Here is a 19,635-nt window from a genome sequence, read left to right as displayed (position 1 = left end):
CGGTCAGAAACGACCCAAAATGGCGGCCTTCGCCGCACTGAACTCCTCGGCGGTCAGGACGCCCGTCTGGTGGAGTTCGCCCAGCTCGCGCAGCCGGCGCAGCAGGGTGTCCTGGTCGGCGGGCTCCCCCGCCAGGGCCGCGCCCGCGTCCGCCAGTGCCAGTGCGGCGGGCGCGGCCGCTTGGGCCGGCGCGGGCTCGTGGGCGCGGGAGGCCGCCGGATGCGGCATCCGGACCGCCACGGCCGCCGCGACCAGCGCCATCAGGGGGTCCTTCTTGAAGCCGAACAGCTCCACCGTGTGCGGGTCGTACTTGGGCGCGGCGGCCGCGGTGGCACCCGTGAGGGTGAACCGGAGCCAGCCGTTCTCCAGCCCCCTCGACGGCGCCCACTCCACCGTCCGCACGTCCCCGACGCGGAACTCCCGCGCTCCGCCGGAACGCTTCGCCTCCTCCGTCGTCCAGTTCCAGTCCAGCAGGACCCGGTCGCCGTCGAAGGCCGCCGAGCCGTCGCCCGCCCCGACCGAGATCGGCACGGCCGGGCCCGGCAGCAGGTACGCGTCCGAGGGGCCGGGATCGACCTGGTCCAGCAGCAGCGCGCGCCGGACCTCGTCCACGAAGTACTCCGCGACCCCGGTGCGGTCCGCCTCCACGCTCAGCCGGTAGGGGTCCGAGGACTCCGGCAGCCGGCCGCCCGTGACCTGGAGCAGCGGGTCCGCCCCGTCGCGCAGCCGCAGGCGCAGCCGGCCCGCCTTGCGTCCCGGCTCGTGGCTGATGCCCGCGAGGGCGCGCAGCGGCACCGCCACCTCGCCGAGGTGCTGCCGCAGCAGCCCCACCCCCTTGTCGCGGCCCGGTACGACGCGCACCGTGTCCCCGTCGAAGGTCCAGGTGCCGTCCTTCTGGATGATTTCCGCCATGCGGTGATTCTCCCATCGGCAATACGGGGCCGGCTGGCCTATACCTGGGCGCATGAGAGTCCTGCGACGCACGCTCGGCACCCTCCTCGCCCTCGGGGCGGCCGTCTCCTGTACCGCGGCCCAGGGTGTCGACGCCAAAGCCCACGCCGGGCGTTCCGCCGCCCCCGCCCCCTACGAACGGCTCCTGCCCCGGCCGGCCTCCGCCCGGGCCGAAGGCGCCCCGTACGTCTTCGGGGCCGGCACGGTGATCCGTACGGACGGGTCCGCGCCGGAAGGGGTCCGGCGGGTCGGCGAGCTCCTCGCGGAGCAGCTGCGGGGGTCCAGCGGGCTGCCGCTGCCGGTGGTCGAGGGGGCGGAGGGGGGCGGGATCCGGCTGCGGCTGGAGCGCGGGGCCGGGGAACTGGGCGCGGAGGGCTACCGGCTGACCACCACTCCGGCCGGGGTGACGCTGACCGCGCGGACCCCGGCCGGGCTCTTCCACGCCGGGCAGACGCTGCGTCAGCTGCTGCCGGTGCGCGGGCCGGGCAGCGTGCCCGGCGGCACGGTCACGGACGTCCCGCGCTTCGCCTACCGGGGGGCGATGGTCGACGTCGCCCGGCACTTCTTCCCGGTGGAGGAGGTGAAGCGGTACGTCGACCAGCTGGCCCAGTACAAGATCAACACCCTGCACGTGCACCTGACCGACGACCAGGGCTGGCGGCTCGCGGTCGACTCCTGGCCCCGGCTCGCCGAGTACGGCGGCGGCAGTGAGGTGGGCGGCGGCCCCGGCGGCCACTGGACCAAGGAGGAGTACCGGGACCTGGTGTCCTACGCCGCCGAGCGGTACGTGGACGTGGTCCCGGAGATCGACATGCCCGGGCACGTCAACGCCGCCCTCGCCTCCTACGGGGAACTGGCCTGCGACGGCAGGGCGCCGGAGCGCTACACCGGGATCAAGGTCGGCTTCAGCTCGCTCTGCGTCGGCAAGGAGCGCACGTACGAGTTCATCGACCAGGTCCTCGGCGAGCTCGCGGAGCTCACGCCGGGCCGCTACCTCCACATCGGCGGCGACGAGGCCCACTCCACCCCGGCGGCGGACTACGCGGCCTTCATGGACCGGGCCCAGCAGGTGGTGGCCCGGCACGGCAAGACGGTGGTGGCCTGGCACCAGCTCGCGTCGGCCCGGCCGGCGCCGGGCGCGGTCCTCCAGTACTGGGGCCACGACCGGACGGCCGCCGCCGAGAAGGCCGCGGTCGTGGCGGCGGGCAAGGCCGGGCACCCGGTGATCCTCTCCCCGGCCGACCGCGCCTACCTGGACATGAAGTACGACCCGGCGACGAAGCCGGGCCTGGCCTGGGCCGGCTACGTCCCGGTCCAGCGCTCCTACTCCTGGGACCCGGGCTCCTACCTCCCCGGCCTCCCGGAGTCCGCCGTCCTCGGGGTCGAGGCCCCGCTGTGGACGGAGACCGTCGCGACCCGCGCCGACTGGGAGCTCCTGGCCTTCCCCCGCGTCCTCGGCCTCGCGGAACTCGGCTGGTCCCCGGCGGCCTCCCTCGACTGGCCGGCGTACCGCACCCGCCTGGCCGCCCAGGCCCCGCGCCTCACCGCCCAGCACATCCCCTTCTACCGCGCCCCGGACGTCCCCTGGGAGTGAGGGGCGGATCCCCGGCCGGGGGTCAGGCGGTCTTCTTGGCGTTCTGGATGGTCTTCGCGAGGTCTTCCAGGATCGGCGCGCACTTCTCGTACGAGTAGATCGGCTCCGTCACGCGCGGCGCGATCTGGCCGGCCTTGACGGCGGGGAGCGCGGCCCAGGTGGGCTTCTCCTTGGTCAGCTGCTCGTTCTGCAGGGTGCCGGTGCGGTTGTCGAGGAGGATGACGTCCGCCCGGTACTTGCCGGCGTTCTCCCAGCTCAGGCTCTCGAAGAAGACGCTGCCCTTGTCGAGGTTGTCCGGGGTGACGAACTCCACGCCCAGGGACTCGAAGTACTTCAGGTCGGCCGAGGTCTTCGGGGTGGAGACGTAGAAGTGGTCCGGGTCGCCGGAGCCGACGAGCACCTTGATGCCCGGGTTGGCCTTGGTGGCCTCGCGGACCTTGGCGGCGGCGGCCTCGAAGCGGGCCTTCGCGTCGGCGGCCTTCTGGCTGTTCAGGTCGGCGCCGAGGGACTTGGCCAGGTCGGCCGTGCGGCCGAGGGAGCGGTCCATGGAGGCGTCGCTGCCGACGCCGATGGCGGCGGCCGGGGCCAGCTTGAGGATCTTGTCCTTGGAGGACTCGGGGACGTACCAGTACGAGCCGTCCCAGGTGTTGGTGACCAGCAGATCGGGCCGCAGGGACGCGTACTTCTCGACGTTGAACTCGTCGTAGACGTTGCCGAGGATCTCCACCTTGGAGATGTCCATCGTGCCGGCCTGCGGGTCGGGCTTGCCGTCGGCGAGCTTGGTCGGGCCGAAGACGCCCTTGACCTGGATGCCGTAGTCGGACAGGGCGGCGGCCGTGCCGGTGAAGGCGACGATGTTCTTCGGGGTGGACTTGGTGGTGACGTCCTTGCCGAGGTCGTCCTTGAAGCTCCACGGACCCGAGGCGGCCGTGCCGGCGCCCGCGCCGCCGGTGCCGTCCTTCGCCGCGTCCTTGTCACCACCGCCGCAGGCGCTGAGCGCCGCGACGAGGCCGAGGGCGCCGCCCGCCGCGATGATGCCGCGGCGCGAGAGGAAGGGGGTTCGGGGCTTGGCCATGGGTATGTCCGCTTTCGTACGTGCTGGGGCGGCCGCCGGGGGAGGGGACGGCCTACCAGGGAAGGTTAGCCTAACCTTGGCTGAAAGCGGCAAGGGGCCCCGATGGCCCGGGCCCCCTCCGCTTCCGCCCCCGCGCCCCGCGGGGGGCCCGGCCTAGCCGCCGAAGCCCAGCTCGCGCGCGATGAGCATGCGCTGCACCTCGCTCGTGCCCTCGCCGATCTCCAGGATCTTGGAGTCCCGCCACATGCGGGCCACCGGGTACTCGTTCATGAAGCCGTAGCCGCCGTGGATCTGCGTGGCGTCACGGGCGTTGTCCACGGCGACGGTCGACGAGTAGAGCTTCGCGATGGCCGCCTCCTTCTTGAACGGCTCCCCGGCCACCAGCCGCGAGGCCGCGTCCCGCCAGCCGATCCGGGCCATGTGCGCGCGCGTCTCCATGTCGGCGAGCTTGAACTGGATGGCCTGGTTGTCGCCGATCGCCCGCCCGAAGGCGTGCCGCTCCTTGGCGTACTTCACCGACTCGTCGACGCAGCCCTGTGCGAGGCCCGTGGCCAGCGCCGAGATCGCGATCCGGCCCTCGTCCAGGATCCGTAGGAACTGCGCGTACCCGCGGCCCTCGGCGCCGACCAGGTTGGCCAGCGGGACGCGTACGTCCGAGAAGGACAGCTCGCGGGTGTCGGAGGAGTTCCAGCCGACCTTGGAGTAGGGGGCGGCCACCGTGAAGCCGGGGGTGCCCGACGGGACGATGATCGAGGAGATCTCGGGACGCCCGTCGGCCTTGCGCCCGGTGACGGCGGTGACGGTGACCAGGCCGGTGATGTCCGTGCCGGAGTTGGTGATGAAGCACTTGGAGCCGTTGATGACCCACTCGTCGCCGTCCTTGACGGCCGTGGTCCGGGTGCCGCCGGCGTCGCTGCCCGCGCCGGGCTCGGTCAGGCCGAAGGCGCCGAGGATCTCCCCGGAGCACATCTTCGGCAGCCACTCCCGCTTCTGCTCCTCGGAGCCGAACAGGTGGATCGGCATGGCGCCCAGCGAGACGCCCGCCTCCAGGGTGATGGCGACGGAGGAGTCGACGCGGGCCAGCTCCTCCAGGGCGATGCCGAGGGCGAGGTAGTCCCCGCCCATGCCGCCGTACTCCTCGGGGAAGGGCAGCCCGAACAGGCCCATGCGGCCCATCTCGCGGACGATCTCGTACGGGAACTCGTGCCGCTCGTACAGGTCGCCGATCTTGGGGGCCACCACGTCGTGGGCGAACGCCTCGACGGTGCGGCGGAGTTCCTCGTGCTCGGGGGTGAGCCGGTGGTCGAGGGCCATGGTCTTCGTTACTCCTTGTGGGAGAGGGCGCGGACGGTACGGGAGGGGCTCGGGCGCCCCAGCCGCTCGGCCATCCACACGCTCGTGGCGGTGAGGGCGGCCAGATCGACCCCGGTCTCGATGCCGAGGCCGTCGAGCATCCACACGAGGTCCTCGGTGGCGAGGTTCCCGGTGGCGCTCTTCGCGTACGGGCAGCCGCCGAGGCCGCCCGCGGAGGCGTCGACGGTGCCCACGCCGTGCTGGAGCGCGGCGAGGGTGTTGGACAGGGCCTGCCCGTAGGTGTCGTGGAAGTGCACGCCGATCCGGCCGGTGGCCACGCCCCGCGCGTTCAGCGCGGACAGCAGGGCCCGGACGTGGCCCGGGGTGGCCACGCCGATGGTGTCGCCGAGGCTCAGCTCGTCACAGCCGAGGTCGAGCAGGGCCTTGGCGACGCGGACCACCTGGGGGACCGGGACGGCCCCTTCCCAGGGGTCGCCGAAGCACATGGAGAGGTAGCCGCGGACGTGCGCGCCGCCCTCCTTGGCGCGGGCCACGACGGGCTCGAACATGGCGAGGGACTCGTCGACGGTCCGGTTGAGGTTGCGGGCGGCGAAGGTCTCGGTGGCCGATCCGAACACCGCGATGCGGGTGGCCCCGAGGGCGAGCGCCCGGTCGAGGCCCCGCTCGTTGGGCACGAGCACGGGCAGCTCCGCGGCGACGTCGGCGAGCAGCGGGAACAGCTCCTCGGCGTCCGCCAGCTGCGGCACCCACGTGGGGTGCACGAAGCTCGTGGCCTCGATGGTCGTCAGCCCGGCGGCGGCGAGCCGGTGCACGAACTCGGCCTTCACCGCGGTGGGCACGGCCGTCTTCTCGTTCTGGAGCCCGTCCCGGGCGCCGACCTCGTGGATCCGCACCCGGGCCGGCAGCCCGGGCTCCGGGACGGTCATGGGCAGGGCGCTCACGCGGCCTCCTCCCCGGCCTCGGCGGTGACCACGGCCAGGACCTGGTCCATGGCGACGGTGCTGCCCGGGGTGACGTCGAGTTCGGTGACGGTCCCGGCGTGCGGGGCGGAGATGACGTGCTCCATCTTCATCGCCTCGACGACCAGCAGGCTCTGCCCCGCGACGACCCTGTCCCCGACGGCCACCTTGACGACGGTGACGGTGCCGGGCATCGGGGCGGCGAGCGTGTCGGCGCCCGTGCCCGCCGAGCCCCCGGCGGCCACCGGGTCGTGGTCCTGCACGTGCCAGCTGTCGCCGTCGCGGCCGAGCCAGACCCCCTCCGGGGAGGCGGCGTGGCTGAACCGGTGGGTGACGCCGTCGAGTTCCACGGTGACGACGTCCCCGCTCCGGTCGACGATCCGCGCCCGGACCGGGTGCCGTCCGGCGCCGTCGCCCCCGTCCCCTGCGTCCCCGGCGCCCTCGGCGGGCGCGAGGAGCAGTTCCGTACCGGAGCCGTGGGGGCGGGCGCGGACCGTGACGGGGTCCTGGCCGGGGAGGCGGAAGTGGCGGACCGTCCAGGCGGGAGTGCCGCCCAGCCGCCAGCCGTCGGCGGCCCCGAACGGGTCGGTCCAGGCGGCCGCGCCGCCGGGGGCGCGCACGGGGGCCGCGCTCTCGGCCGCGCTCGCGGCGGCCAGCAGCGCGGCCGCCGCGTACACCTCGCCCGGCACGCCCTCCGGGAGCAGGGCCGGCAGGTCGCGCTCGACCAGGCCCGTGTCCAGGTTCCCGGACACCACGTCCGGGTGGGCCAGCAGCCGCCGCAGGAAGCCGGCGTTGGTCTGGACGCCCAGGATCACGGTGTCGGCCAGCGCGCCCCGCAGCAGCCGCAGCGCGCTCGCCCGGTCCGGTCCGTACGCGATGACCTTGGACAGCATCGGGTCGTACGCGGAGCCCACCGGGACGCCCGCCGTCAGCCCGGAGTCGGTGCGCACCGCCCCGCCCGAGGGCTCGGACAGGGCCAGCACCGTGCCGCCGGACGGCAGGAAGCCGCGCGCCGGGTCCTCGGCGCAGACGCGGGCCTCGACGGCGTGCCCGGTCAGCCGGACGTCGTCCTGCCCGAATCCGAGCGGGGCCCCGGCCGCGACCCGCAGCTGCTGCTCCACCAGGTCCAGGCCGGTGATCAGTTCGGTCACCGGGTGCTCGACCTGGAGGCGGGTGTTCATCTCCATGAAGTAGTACGAGGACGGGTCCCCGCCCGGGACGATGAACTCCACGGTGCCCGCGCCGACGTACCCGCACGAACGGGCCGCCTCCACGGCCGCGGCGCCCATCGCGGCCCGGGTCTTCTCGTCGAGCAGGACCGAGGGGGCCTCCTCGATCACCTTCTGGTGGCGCCGCTGGAGGGAGCACTCGCGCTCGCCCAGGTGCACCACGTTGCCGTGGGCGTCCGCCAGCACCTGGATCTCGATGTGCCGGGGCCGGTCCACCCACCGCTCCACGAGCAGGGTGTCGTCGCCGAAGGAGGACTTCGCCTCGCGCCGGGCCGCCGCGATCTCCTCGGCGAGCACGGCCGCGTCCCGGACCAGGCGCATGCCCTTGCCGCCGCCGCCCGCCGAGGGCTTGAGCAGCACCGGCGTACCGATCTGCGCGGCGGCCGCCGCCAGTTCGGCGTCGGTCAGGCCGCTGCCGGAGGAGCCGGGGACCACGGGTACGCCCGCCGCCTTGACCGTCTCCTTGGCCCGGATCTTGTCGCCCATCAGGGAGATGGCCGCGGCGGGGGGCCCGATGAAGGCCAGTCCGGCGTCCGCGCAGGCCTGCGCGAAGACGGCGTTCTCCGCGAGGAAGCCGTAGCCCGGGTGGACGGCCTCGGCGCCGGTGCGGCGGGCGGCGTCCAGGAGCCGCTCCACCGACAGGTAGCTCTCGGCCGCCGCCTCGGGGCCGATCCGGACGGCCGTGTCGGCCTCGCGCACGTGCCGGGCGTCGGCGTCGGCGTCGCTGAAGACGGCCACCGAGCGGATGCCGAGCTCGCGCAGGGTCCGGATGACGCGGACCGCGATCTCGCCCCGGTTGGCGACCAGAACAGTGCTGAACATCGAAGAGGTCCTCACGTCACACGTCACATACGGAAGATGCCGAAGCCCGGCTGTGCTCGATCCTTCTGGTCCAGGGGGGCGTTCGCGCACGCCGTCAGGGCCAGGCCCAGCACCTGCCGGGTCTCCATCGGGTCGATGACCCCGTCGTCCCACAGCCGGGCGGTGGCGTAGTACGCGTTGCCCTGCTCCTCGTACTGGGCGCGGACCGGGGCCTTGAAGGCCTCCTCGTCCTCGGCGGGCCAGTCCTGGCCCGCGCCCTCGATCTGGTCGCGCTTGACGGTGGCCAGTACCGAGGCGGCCTGTTCGCCGCCCATGACGGAGATCTTGGCGTTGGGCCACATCCACAGGAAGCGCGGCGAGTACGCCCGCCCGCACATGGAGTAGTTGCCCGCCCCGTAGCTGCCGCCGACGACCACCGTGAGCTTGGGGACCCGGGTGCAGGCCACGGCGGTGACCATCTTGGCGCCGTGCTTGGCGATGCCGCCCGCCTCGTAGTCCCGGCCGACCATGAAGCCGGAGATGTTCTGGAGGAAGAGGAGCGGGATGCCGCGCTGGTCGCACAGCTCGATGAAGTGGGCGCCCTTCTGCGCGGATTCGGAGAAGAGGATGCCGTTGTTGGCGATGATGCCGACCGGGTGGCCGTGGATCCGGGCGAAGCCGGTGACCAGGGTCTGGCCGAACTCGGCCTTGAACTCCTGGAAGCGGGAGCCGTCCACGATCCGGGCGATGACCTCGCGGGCGTCGTAGGGGGTCCGGGAGTCGACCGGGACCGCGCCGTACAGCCCGTCCGGGTCCACCTTGGGCTCCTCGGGCGCCTCGACGGACCAGGGCAGGGGCCCGCGCTCCGGCAGGGTCGCCACGATGTTCCGTACGATCCGCAGCGCGTGCGCGTCGTCCTCCGCGAGGTGGTCGGTGACCCCGGAGGTACGGGAGTGGACCTCGCCGCCGCCCAGTTCCTCGGCCGTGACCACCTCGCCGGTGGCGGCCTTCACCAGCGGCGGGCCGCCCAGGAAGATGGTGCCCTGGCCGCGCACGATGACGGCCTCGTCGCTCATGGCCGGGACGTACGCGCCGCCCGCCGTGCAGGAGCCGAGGACGGCGGCGATCTGCGGGATGCCGGCGCCGGACATGCGGGCCTGGTTGTAGAAGATGCGGCCGAAGTGCTCCCGGTCGGGGAAGACCTCGTCCTGCATGGGGAGGAAGGCGCCGCCCGAGTCGACCAGGTAGAGGCAGGGGAGGCGGTTCTCCAGTGCCACCTCCTGGGCCCGCAGGTGCTTCTTGACGGTCATCGGGTAGTACGTGCCGCCCTTGACGGTGGCGTCGTTCGCGACGATCACGCACTCGCGGCCGCTGACCCGCCCGATGCCCGCGATCACCCCGGCGGCCGGCGCCGCGCCCCCGTACATGCCCTCGGCGGCCAGCGGGGCCAGCTCCAGGAAGGGGGATCCCGGGTCGAGGAGGGTGTCCACGCGGTCGCGGGGAAGCAGCTTCCCGCGCGCGGTGTGGCGGGCGCGGGCCTTCTCGCCGCCGCCGAGGCGGGCCGCGCCCAGCCGGGCGCGCAGGCCCTCGGCGAGCTCGCGGTGGGCGGCCTCATTGGTCCGCCAGGCCTCGGACGCCGGGTCCGCGGCGCTCGTCAGCACTGGTGCCTGCTGCATCGGTCGAGCTCCCTTGCTCGGTGCACGCTTTGTTAATGACCGTTAACGCGTATGCGCTCAGGTTAACGAGCGCTAACGGCCCTGTCTAGAATGGATTCCCATGAGCACCAGAGCCGCCGCCCCCACCCGTCGCGAGCAGATCCTCAGCCAGGCCGCTCGGCTCTTCGCGGAGCGCGGCTTCCACGGGGTGGGCGTGGACGAGATAGGGGCCGCGGTCGGCATCAGCGGCCCCGGCCTGTACCGGCATTTCGCCGGCAAGGACGCCATGCTCGCCGAGCTGCTGGTCGGGATCAGCGAGCGGCTGCTGACGGGCGGCCGCAGGCGGGTCGAGGAGGGCGGCGGCGACCCGCACGAGGTGCTGGCCTCGCTGGTCGAGGGCCACATCGACTTCGCGCTCGACGACCGGGCGCTGATCACCCTCCACGACCGCGAACTGGACCGGCTGCGCGAGGCCGACCGCAAGCTCGTGCGCCAGCTCCAGCGGCAGTACGTGGAGCTGTGGGTGGCCGTCGTACGGGAACTGCACCCCGCGGTCGGCGAGACCGAGGTACGGGTCTGCGTGCACGCGGTCTTCGGCCTGCTGAACTCCACCCCCCACCTGGCCGTACTCGGCCGGGACGCGACCGAGGCCCTGCTGCGGCGGCTCGCCAACGGCGCCTTCGGGGCGCTGTCGGGGTGAGGCCGCGCCTGTGGGGCCGGGGACGGAACGCACGGCTCCGGCCGGGCGGCGGCAGAATGGGCCGCATGCCGATAGAGACGCCCGTACCCAGCCGCGCCGAACTCGTCGAACACCTGGTCCGTACGCGGATCGCGGGGGAGGTGGCCACCCCGCGCGAGAACAACCTGAGCCACTACCGCCGCCTCGCCAACGGCGACCGCCACTACTGGCTGGGCCTGGAGCTCGGCGAGCGCTGGACGGACGAGCAGGACGTGCTCGCCGTCATGGCGGAGCGCTGCGGGGTCGTGGACGACCCCGGGCACCGCCAGGGCCAGGACACCATCGACCCCGAGCTGACCGTCGCCGCCCTGGACCGGCTGGCGGCCAGGCTGCGCAAGGCCGCCGCGGACCGGCAGAGCGTGCTGCTGGCCACCGGGCACCCGGGCGGCCTCCTGGACGTCCACCGCGCCACGGCCGACGCCCTGCGCGCGGCGGGCTGCGAGATCGTCCGGATCCCCGCCGGGCTCACCGCCGACGAGGGCTCGGTGTGGCAGTTCGCCGACATCGCGGTCCAGGAGCGCGGGGCGACCCTGTGGCACACCCACTCCCCGGCCCCGATGGCCGCGATCCTGGACGGCCTCGCGGCGCAGGGCCGGCCGCAGCCGGACCTGGTCGTCGCCGACCACGGCTGGGCGGGCTGCGCGGCCCAGCGCGGACTCGACGCCGTCGGGTACGCGGACTGCAACGACCCGGCGCTCTTCCTCGCCGAGGCGGAGGGCACCCTCCAGGTGGCGGTTCCCCTGGACGACCACGTCCGCGACCCCCGCTTCTACGACCCGATGGTCGCCTACCTGCTCGACACGGCCGGCCTGGCCGGCTGACCGCCGGGGCCCGGCCCGGCCCCTCAGGGGGCGGGCGGGCCCGGGGTGGGGTCCAGGTAGACGCGGCGGATCGCCGGGAAGCGCTCGCGCAGCTGGGCCTCCGCGTCCTCGCAGGCGCCTTCCACCTGGCGGGCCGACGCCAGGTCGTGGAAGTCGATCTTGGCCGCGATCAGCACCTCGTCCGGGCCCTGGACGAGGGTGGTCAGCTCCAGCACCCCCTCGATGTGCGGCACCGACAGCAGCTCCTCCCGGACCTGCGCCCGCACCCGGGCGGGCAGGGGCCGGCCGATCAGGTACTGGGCGTTCGAGCGCCCGAGCTCCCACGCCACCGCCACCAGCAGCAGCCCGATCAGCAGCGACGCCACCCCGTCGTAGACCCCCGAGCCGGTCAGCTGCGCCCCCAGCAGACCGCCCGCGGCCAGCGCGAGGCCGATCAGCGCGGCGACGTTCTCCAGCAGGACGGCCTTCACCGCCGTGTCCGGGGTGTGCTTCACGTACAGCCCCAGCGGCGCCCGCATCCGCAGCGCCTCGGCCCGCACCTGCCGCCAGGCCACGAGCAGCGAGTAGCCCTCCAGCAGGAACGCCACGCCGAGGATGACGTACGAGAGCGCCGGGTCGCCCGGGTCCTCCCCGTGCACCAGGGTGTGGATGCCGTCGTACACGGCGAAGACCGCGCCCCCGACGAACGTCGCGACGGAGGCGAGCAGCGCCCAGATGTACCGCTCGGGCCCGTACCCCAGGGGATGCGCCTCGTCGGCCGGCCGGGCGCTGCGCTTGAGCGCGGCCAGCAGCAGCACCTCGGTCACCGTGTCGGCCACCGAGTGGGCGGCCTCCGACAGCATCGCGCTGGACCCGCTGACCACGCCGCCGACCGCCTTGGCCGCCGCGATCCCCAGATTGGTGACGGTGGCGACGACGACGGTGGCGACGCTCTCGGATTCTCCGGACATGCCGCGACGGTACGTCCCGGTACGGGGCCCGGTCAGGCAGCGACACCCGCCGTCCCGGGCCGGAAGAGACGCCCTAGCGCGGGACGCGGACGACGCCCTCCTGGATGACCGTGACCGCGAGGCGGCCGTCCTGGGTCCAGATGCGGGCCTGGCCCAGGCCCCGGCCGGCGGCGGCCGAGGGGGACTCCTGGTCGTACAGGAGCCATTCGTCGGCGCGGAAGGGCCGGTGGAACCACATGGCGTGGTCCAGCGAGGCGCCGACCACGTCGCCGACGGCCCAGCCGCCCCGGCCGTGCGCGAGCAGCACCGAGTCCAGCAGGGTCATGTCCGAGACGTAGGTGGCCAGGCAGGTGTGCAGCAGCGGGTCGTCGCCCTCCAGCTTGCCCGCGGTGCGGAACCACACCTGGGAGCGCGGCTCGACCGGTTCGCCGACGCTGCCCCACGGCGGGGTCGTGGCGTAGCGCAGGTCCACGGCGGCCCGCGCGTCGATCAGCCGTTCCACCGTGCCGGGGTCCCGGAAGGTCTCCCGGTACGCGGGCAGGGACTCGGCGGCCGTCGGCAGGGTCTCGGGGTCCGGCGCGTCGGGCATGGCGCTCTGGTGGTCCAGGCCCTCCTCGTACGTCTGGAACGACGCCGAGAGGTGGAAGATCGGCTGTCCGTGCTGGACGGCGACGACCCGGCGGGTGGTGAAGGAGCGTCCGTCGCGGATCCGGTCCACGGAGTAGACGATGGGCGCGCCGGGGTCCCCGGCGCGCAGGAAGTACGAGTGCAGCGAGTGCGCCGTACGGTCCCCGGGCACGGTCCGGCCGGCCGCGACCAGCGCCTGGGCCGCGACCTGGCCGCCGAAGACCCGCGGTACCAGCGCCGAACGGCTGGTACCGCGGAAGATGTCCTCCTCGATCTGCTCCAGGTCGAGCAGGTCGAGGAGCGTCGTCAGTGCCTCGTTCATGGAGGTGTCGGTAAGTGCCCCGCAGGGACTTACAGGCCCATGGACTTCGCGATGATGGACTTCATGACCTCGCTGGTGCCGCCGTAGATGCGGTTCACGCGGTTGTCGGCGTACAGCCGGGCGATCGGGTACTCGTTCATGTAGCCGTAGCCGCCGTGCAGCTGGAGGCACTTGTCGATGACGCGGTGCGCGACCTCGGTGCAGAAGAGCTTCGCGGAGGCGGCCTCGGCGGCGGTCAGCTCGCCCGCGTCCAGGGCCTCCAGGGCGCGGTCGGCGACGGCCTCGGCGGCGTCCACCTCGGCCTGGCAGGAGGCCAGCTCGAACTTGGTGTTCTGGAAGTGCGCGACCGGCTTGCCGAAGACCGTGCGGTCGGTCACGTACTGCTGGGCGAACCGGACGGCGGCCTTGGCCTGCGCGTACGCGCCGAAGGCGATGCCCCAGCGCTCGGAGGGCAGGTTCGCGCCGAGGTAGTAGAAGCCCTTGTTCTCCTCGCCCATCAGGTCCTCGACCGGCACCTTCACGTCGACGAACGCCAGCTCGGCGGTGTCGGAGGTGCGCAGGCCCAGCTTGTCGAGCTTGCGGCCGATCGAGTAGCCCTCGGACTTGGTGTCCACGGCGAACAGGGAGATGCCGAAGCGGCGGTCCTGCTCGCCCGGGGCCGAGGTGCGGGCGCAGACGATCACGCGGTCGGCGTGGACGCCACCGGTGATGAAGGTCTTGGAGCCGTTGAGGACGTAGTGCGTGCCGTCCTCGGAGAGCTTGGCGGTGGTCTTCATGCCCGCGACGTCGGAGCCGGTGCCCGGCTCGGTCATCGCGAGGGCCCACATCTCCTCGCCGGAGACGAACTTCGGCAGGTAGCGCTTCTTCTGCTCGTCGGTGGCGAGCATCTTGATGTACGGCAGGGCGAGCAGTACGTGGACGCCGGAGCCGCCGAAGTTCACGCCGGCGCGGGAGGTCTCCTCGTAGAGGACGGCCTCGAACTTGTGGGTGTCCAGGCCCGCGCCGCCGAACTCCTCGGGGACGTTGATCCCGAAGACGCCCAGCTCGCCGAGCTTGTAGTAGAAGTCGCGCGGAGCCTGGCCCGCCGCGAACCACTCGTCGTAGACGGGGACGACCTCGGCCTCGATGAAGGCGCGGATGGTCTCGCGGAACGCCTCGTGGTCCTCGTCGAAAACGGTACGGCGCACGGCCGGCCTCCCTCTGCGCGGCCGGGCCGCCGCCGCTGTCGCGGAAGTGGCTGCGCGCCGTCGTGGTTTCTCGGTGTCGTCGCGAACGCCTAAGCGCTTGCTCAGATTAAGTTACCGGCGGGTTGTTCCCCGTGTCCAGAGTGAGGCGCGGCACGCTCGCCGCCGTCAGTACGCGAAGGCCATCGGCCGGCCGGAGTCCCCGTCGTCCCCGCCGACCTTCGTGGGCGGGTTGCGGTCGGCGTCGGTGGGTTCCGGCGGGCCGGCCTTGACGTACTTCACGAGGAGCTTGACCTCGATCACCGCGAGGAGGGCGTAGAGCAGGGTGAAGCCGATCATCGAGGTGAGCACCTCGCCCTGGGAGACGCCGGGGGACACTCCGTCCGCGGTGCGCAGGACCCCGTACACCAGCCAGGGCTGGCGCCCGGTCTCGGTGAAGATCCAGCCCCAGGAATTGCCGATCAGCGGGAAGGCGAGCGTCCAGACGGCGGCCCGCCAGTACCAGGTCGTCAGCCGGGAGCCCAGGGTCGTGCGGCGGGTCAGCGCCAGGTGCGGGACCTCGTCCTCGCCCGTCCGCAGATCCGGGTGGAGCCAGAACCTCCGGCGGGTCAGCCAGAGCCCGGCCGCGCCGATGGCCAGGGAGGTCATGCCGAAGCCCATCATGAAGCGGAAGCCCCAGAAGGCGACGGGGATGTCGGGCCGGTAGTCGCCGGGACCGTACTTCGCCGCCTCGGCCGTCTGCGTGTCGTTGATGCCCGCCACGTACGCGGTGAAGTTGCCCTCCGCCAGGAAGGACAGCAGTCCGGGGATCGACCACTCCACCTTGTTGTGGCCCTCGGAGACGTCGCCGATGGCGAAGACGGAGAACGGCGCGGAGGTCTGGCCGTCCCACAGGGCCTCGGCGGCGGCCATCTTCATCGGCTGCTGCTGGACCATCACCTTGCCGAGGCTGTCCCCGCTGAAGGCGACGAGCACCCCGGCCACCAGCATCGTCACCATGCCCAGGCGCATCGAGGCGCGCATCACCGGCACGTGCCGTCCGCGCCGCAGGTGCACGGCGGCGATGCCGGCCATGAAGGCGCCGCCGGTCAGGAAGGCGGCCGTGAGCGTGTGGTAGACGACGACCAGCGTCGTGTTCTGGGTCAGGACGTGCCAGTAGTCGGTCAGTTCCGCCCGACCGCGCTGCTCGTTCAGGCGGTAGCCGACGGGGTGCTGCATCCAGGAGTTCGCCGCGAGGATGAAGTACGCGGACAGCGCGGTGCCCGCCGCGACCATCCACATGCAGGCCAGGTGGACCTTCCGGGGGAGCCGGTCCCAGCCGAAGATCCACAGGCCGATGAAGGTGGATTCGAAGAAGAAGGCGATCAGGGCCTCGAAGGCGAGCGGGGCCCCGAAGACGTCGCCGACGAAGCGCGAGTAGTCGGACCAGTTCATGCCGAACTGGAACTCCTGGACGATGCCCGTGACCACGCCCATCGCGACGTTGATCAGGAAGAGGTTGCCCCAGAACTTCGTCGCCCTGAGGTACTTCTCCTTCTCCGTGCGCACCCAGGCGGTCTGCAGGATCGCGACGAGCGTCGCGAGGGAGATCGTCAGGGGCACGAACAGGAAGTGGTAGACGGTGGTGATGCCGAACTGCCACCGGGCCATCGTGTCGAAGGCAACAGCCAGCTCCATCCGGGTCCTTCCTCACCACTGCGCGGACCCTCACTCTCGCGCCCGTCCGCGCCCCCGGCCCGGCAACGACGGCCGGACGGCCCCGGGGTTACGCCGGACGGCCGACGCGCGGGCGCCCGGGGAGTCGGGGCGGGGGTGCGAGGGGAGTCAGGCCGGGGGTGCGAGGTGGTCGGTCAGGGACTCGTGGGTGAGGTCCAGGCCCGCCCGCAGGACGTCGTCGCGGCGGCCGGGGCGGGCGGCCCGGTGCTCGGCGGCGAGGTCCCGGGCCACGCGCAGGTCCGCCGCGCAGTCCTCCCCGCCCAGCGCCGCGTCCAGGGCCCGGGCGGTCGCCTCCACCACCGGGGCAAGGGCGAGCACCGCCGCGTCCGGCAGGGGCGGGGGAGGGCCGGCGGGGCTCCGCGGCGCCGACTCCCGTACCTCCAGCTCCCGCGCGAGCAGCAGCAGGGCCGGGGCGGTGCGCGCGGCCAGCCGCAGGCGGGGCCCGAGGGTGTCGGCGGCCGGGGGCCGCCGCGGCGGCAGCAGCACCGTACGGCCCGTGCGGCGCTCCAGGGTGACGAGCAGTTCGTGCGGCCGGTGCCACAGCGCGAACGGATCCGGCTGCGCCGGAGCCGGCCGCCCGCGCGCCGCCCCCGCCGCGATCCCCGCCAGCCGCGCCCGCAGCCCGGCGCGGTACGCCTCCAGGCCGACCGCCGCCTCGCGGTACGGGTTCGGGGGCCACAGCAACGGACCGAGGAGCGTCACGACGGCGATGCCGACGGCGCTCTCCACCAGGCGGGCCAGCGGGTACCCGGGCGTGGGCGTCGAGTAGATCATCACGGCGGTGATCAGTACCTGCTGGTTGGGGGTGCCCCCGTGGTGCAGGAGGTACATCCCGGCACAGCCGCAGACCAGGACGACGAGGAACGACGCCGGGGCCGCCGGCATCCCGTGCAGGACGGTCACGCCCAGCACCACCCCGGCGATCACGCCCAGCAGGCGCTGGAGGGCGAGCCGCGGCGCCGCGAACACGTCGTCGCGCAGGATCAGGACGGCCGGCAGGGCGGCGGCCACGGGAGCCGTGCTCGTACCGAACCACCACAGGCACAGGTACCAGGGGACGGCGGCGCACACCACCAGCCGGGCGGCCGGCGCGAGCCGCCCGCCCGAGCGGTGGCGGAACGCCCGTGCGGTCCTGCCGGACATGTCGAGCATGCCGGACATCGTAGGGTCCGCCGGGGCGGCGGACCGGCGTCAGCCGTGCCCGCCCGGGCCGGGCTCCCGGCGCAGCGCGAACCACAGCTCCATCCGGGTGTCGGGGTCGTCCAGGTCCGCGTCCAGCAGGGCGGCGGCGCGGGCGAGGCGCTGGCGGACCGTGTTGCGGTGCACGCCGAGGGCGGCGGCGGTGCGGTCCCAACTGCCGTGGTGCGCGAGCCAGCCCCGCAGCGTGTCCCGCAGGGCGGGGGAGAGCGGGCCGAGCAGGGCCTCGGCGTGCGCCCGCGCCTCCGCCTCGCCGACCAGACCCGCGAGCCCGGATTCGCTGTGCCGCACCAGCGGCGTCCGGGCCGCCTCCGCGCGCTCCAGGGCCCGGCGCGCCTGCGCCCCGGCGGTGCCCAGCCCGGCGGGCGCGGCCGGGGCGCTCACCCCGAGCCGCCAGCCGGGCTGCGGGGCGGGCTCCCGGTCGGTCAGCAGGCGTACGCCGTCCCCGCGCGGGTCCAGCAGGACGGTGCCCAGCGCGTCGGCCAGCGCCCGCGGATCCCCGCCGCCCCGGGCGTGCACGGCGTACCAGGGCCCGGGGGCCAGCGCCCCGGCCGGATCGCCGTCGAGCAGCAGCCGGGTCAGGGCGCCGGCCCCGTCCCCCGCCGGACGGCTCCCCGTGAGCAGGGTCAGCAGCACGGCGGCGACGGAGGCGATGGTGTGGTCCCCGGGGGCCCGGGCCGGGGTGGCGAGGAGGAGCGCCCGGCCGCCGCCCACGGCGTACGCCGCCAGGTGGGTGCCGTCCAGCAGGTCGGTGGCCGTCGCCGCGCCGCCGGGGGCCACCCGCCCGGCCAGCGCCCCGAGCGCCGCCGCGGCCTCCTGCGAAGGCTCCGCCCCGGCCTCCGCCCCGGCCTCCGCCCCGGCCTCCGCCTCGGCCGCCGCCGACTCCGCCCGGCCCGGGGGCAGCAGGCCCGCCCAGCCGCCCAGGGCCGCGGCCAGGCGGGCCAGGACCGCCGGGACCGGGTTGGGCCGGGCGGCCGCCGCCGCCAGGGACTGCTGCGCCTCGGTCACCCGGCGCAGCTCCCGGGTCCGGGCCTCGGCCATCAGCCGCCAGACCGCCCGGCCGACCGCCGTGAACGGGGTCTCCGGCGGAACCTCCACCAGCGCCAGCCCGTAGCGCCCGCAGGCCGTCACGAGAGCGGGCGGCACCGTCTCGTGCACCGGGGTGACGCCGAAGCCGACCGCGCCCGCGCCCGCCCGGACCAGCCGCTCCACGTACTCCGCCGGATCCGCGAGCCCCGCCCCGGCCGTCAGCAGCAGCTCCCCGCCCAGCAGGTACGGCGACGGGTCGGCCATCTCCGAGGCGTGCACCCCGTACACGTCGGCCCCTCCCGCCCCCGCGAGCAGCCGGAGCCCCAGCTCCCGGTCGGCGGTCAGTGCGGCCAGCGGGACCGGCGGGGTGAGCGGGGCTTCCATGGATACTCCGTACACATCAGGGCCGGACAGTGGATGAAACGTACACTTCGCGCCCCGGCCGTGCCCGCTTACGCTCGAAGCACCGCACCCGCAGGACCACCAGAAGGGCACCCCCCATGAGCACGCAGCCGCGCGGCCCCGTCGACTCCTCCCGCATCCCGCGCTACGCGGGCCCGGCGACCTTCGCCCGGCTGCCCCGCCTCGACGAGGTCGGCTCCGCCGACGTCGCCGTCGTCGGCGTGCCCTTCGACTCCGGCGTCTCCTACCGCCCCGGTGCCCGCTTCGGCGGCAACGCCATCCGCGAAGCCTCCCGCCTGCTGCGCCCGTACAACCCGGCCCAGGACGCCTCGCCCTTCGCCCTCGCGCAGGTCGCCGACGCCGGTGACATCGCCGCGAACCCCTTCAACATCAACGAGGCCGTCGAGACGATCGAGGCCGCCGCCGACGAGCTGATCGGCAACGGCTCCCGCCTGATGACCCTCGGCGGCGACCACACCATCGCCCTGCCCCTGCTCCGCTCGGTCGCCAAGAAGCACGGCCCGGTCGCCCTGCTCCACTTCGACGCCCACCTGGACACCTGGGACACCTACTTCGGCGCCGAGTACACCCACGGCACGCCGTTCCGCCGCGCCGTCGAGGAGGGCATCCTCGACACCGAGGCGCTGTCCCACGTCGGCACCCGCGGCCCGCTGTACGGCAAGCAGGACCTGGACGACGACGCCAAGATGGGCTTCGGCATCGTCACCTCGGCCGACGTCTACCGCCGCGGCGCCGACGAGGTCGCCGACCAGCTCCGCCAGCGCATCGGCGACCGCCCGCTCTACATCTCCATCGACATCGACGTGCTCGACCCGGCCCACGCACCCGGCACCGGCACCCCCGAGGCCGGCGGCATGACCTCCCGCGAACTGCTGGAGATCATCCGCGGCCTGTCCTCCTGCAACCTCGTTTCCGCCGACGTCGTCGAGGTCGCCCCGGCGTACGATCACGCGGAGATCACCTCGGTCGCGGCCTCGCACACCGCGTACGAGCTCACCACGATCATGAGCCGTCAGATCTCTGCGGCGAGGGCGAAGGGCAACTAAGCA

At 73.8% G+C, this 19,635-nt stretch carries 16 protein-coding genes; 4 read left to right on the top strand and 12 right to left on the bottom strand.

Annotated features, from left to right (window positions below; all coding sequences use genetic code 11):
* Window positions 1–3: 3 nt before the first annotated feature.
* On the bottom strand, window positions 4–912 hold the full coding sequence (locus tag ACGFXC_RS11060) for a DUF4429 domain-containing protein (RefSeq protein WP_393711668.1): 909 nt from the start codon (window positions 910–912) through the stop codon (window positions 4–6).
* 52 nt (window positions 913–964) lie between these two features.
* Between ACGFXC_RS11060 and ACGFXC_RS11055 the strand changes: the two genes are divergently transcribed.
* On the top strand, window positions 965–2,545 hold the full coding sequence (locus ACGFXC_RS11055; protein ID WP_393711666.1) for a beta-N-acetylhexosaminidase: 1,581 nt from the start codon (window positions 965–967) through the stop codon (window positions 2,543–2,545).
* Between the two features lie 22 nt (window positions 2,546–2,567).
* Here the strand turns inward: ACGFXC_RS11055 and ACGFXC_RS11050 are convergent, their stop codons facing one another.
* From ACGFXC_RS11050 to ACGFXC_RS11030, 5 genes are all read right to left on the bottom strand, one after another.
* Entirely contained in the window at window positions 2,568–3,620 is a 1,053-nt protein-coding gene (locus ACGFXC_RS11050; RefSeq protein ID WP_393711664.1) for an ABC transporter substrate-binding protein, read from the bottom strand.
* A gap of 153 nt (window positions 3,621–3,773) precedes the next feature.
* On the bottom strand, window positions 3,774–4,934 hold the full coding sequence (locus tag ACGFXC_RS11045; RefSeq protein WP_393711662.1) for an acyl-CoA dehydrogenase family protein: 1,161 nt from the start codon (window positions 4,932–4,934) through the stop codon (window positions 3,774–3,776).
* 8 nt (window positions 4,935–4,942) lie between these two features.
* A complete protein-coding gene (locus tag ACGFXC_RS11040) occupies window positions 4,943–5,860 on the bottom strand; it encodes a hydroxymethylglutaryl-CoA lyase (RefSeq protein WP_393712203.1) in 918 nt (305 codons plus the stop codon).
* Window positions 5,861–5,871: 11 nt separating this feature from the next.
* Window positions 5,872–7,944, bottom strand: a complete 2,073-nt coding sequence (locus ACGFXC_RS11035) for an acetyl/propionyl/methylcrotonyl-CoA carboxylase subunit alpha (RefSeq protein ID WP_393711660.1) — start codon at window positions 7,942–7,944, stop codon at window positions 5,872–5,874.
* Between the two features lie 23 nt (window positions 7,945–7,967).
* Window positions 7,968–9,599 (bottom strand): carboxyl transferase domain-containing protein, encoded by a 1,632-nt coding sequence (locus ACGFXC_RS11030; RefSeq protein WP_393711659.1) that lies wholly within the window; start codon window positions 9,597–9,599, stop codon window positions 7,968–7,970.
* Window positions 9,600–9,699: 100 nt separating this feature from the next.
* Between ACGFXC_RS11030 and ACGFXC_RS11025 the strand changes: the two genes are divergently transcribed.
* Both ACGFXC_RS11025 and ACGFXC_RS11020 read left to right on the top strand, forming a co-directional pair.
* The gene (locus tag ACGFXC_RS11025; RefSeq protein ID WP_393711657.1) at window positions 9,700–10,278 is read left to right on the top strand and encodes a TetR/AcrR family transcriptional regulator; all 579 of its coding nucleotides are present in this window, start codon (window positions 9,700–9,702) and stop codon (window positions 10,276–10,278) included.
* 56 nt (window positions 10,279–10,334) lie between these two features.
* Complete coding sequence (locus ACGFXC_RS11020; protein ID WP_393711655.1) at window positions 10,335–11,138, top strand: phosphatase; 804 nt, start codon at window positions 10,335–10,337, stop codon at window positions 11,136–11,138.
* A 23-nt stretch (window positions 11,139–11,161) separates the two neighbouring features.
* Here the strand turns inward: ACGFXC_RS11020 and ACGFXC_RS11015 are convergent, their stop codons facing one another.
* The 6 genes from ACGFXC_RS11015 to ACGFXC_RS10990 all read right to left on the bottom strand — a co-directional run bounded on the left by ACGFXC_RS11015 (window position 11,162) and on the right by ACGFXC_RS10990 (window position 18,547).
* Complete coding sequence (locus ACGFXC_RS11015) at window positions 11,162–12,088, bottom strand: cation diffusion facilitator family transporter (RefSeq protein WP_393711653.1); 927 nt, start codon at window positions 12,086–12,088, stop codon at window positions 11,162–11,164.
* Window positions 12,089–12,161: 73 nt separating this feature from the next.
* Window positions 12,162–13,037 (bottom strand): acyl-CoA thioesterase, encoded by an 876-nt coding sequence (locus ACGFXC_RS11010; protein ID WP_393711651.1) that lies wholly within the window; start codon window positions 13,035–13,037, stop codon window positions 12,162–12,164.
* 29 nt (window positions 13,038–13,066) lie between these two features.
* Window positions 13,067–14,224, bottom strand: a complete 1,158-nt coding sequence (locus tag ACGFXC_RS11005; RefSeq protein WP_351823494.1) for an acyl-CoA dehydrogenase family protein — start codon at window positions 14,222–14,224, stop codon at window positions 13,067–13,069.
* 165 nt (window positions 14,225–14,389) lie between these two features.
* Window positions 14,390–15,898 carry a cytochrome ubiquinol oxidase subunit I gene (locus ACGFXC_RS11000; RefSeq protein WP_393711649.1) on the bottom strand — a complete coding sequence of 503 codons (1,509 nt, stop codon included), beginning with the start codon at window positions 15,896–15,898 and terminating at the stop codon, window positions 14,390–14,392.
* Window positions 15,899–16,045: 147 nt separating this feature from the next.
* Window positions 16,046–17,089, bottom strand: coding sequence for an FUSC family protein (locus tag ACGFXC_RS10995; protein WP_393711647.1), 1,044 nt, complete (start codon window positions 17,087–17,089; stop codon window positions 16,046–16,048).
* 39 nt (window positions 17,090–17,128) lie between these two features.
* A complete protein-coding gene (locus ACGFXC_RS10990; protein ID WP_393711645.1) occupies window positions 17,129–18,547 on the bottom strand; it encodes a helix-turn-helix domain-containing protein in 1,419 nt (472 codons plus the stop codon).
* A 116-nt stretch (window positions 18,548–18,663) separates the two neighbouring features.
* Here ACGFXC_RS10990 and speB point away from each other — a divergent pair, with 116 nt between their 5' ends.
* Entirely contained in the window at window positions 18,664–19,632 is a 969-nt protein-coding gene (speB, locus tag ACGFXC_RS10985; RefSeq protein ID WP_351823484.1) for an agmatinase, read from the top strand.
* Window positions 19,633–19,635 lie beyond the last annotated feature (3 nt).

This window comes from Streptomyces sp. NPDC048507, assembly GCF_043199995.1.
Classification (GTDB): Bacteria; Actinomycetota; Actinomycetes; order Streptomycetales; family Streptomycetaceae; genus Streptomyces.
Note: the sequence above shows the minus strand (reverse complement) of the source record. Positions and strands in the feature narration are given on the sequence as shown.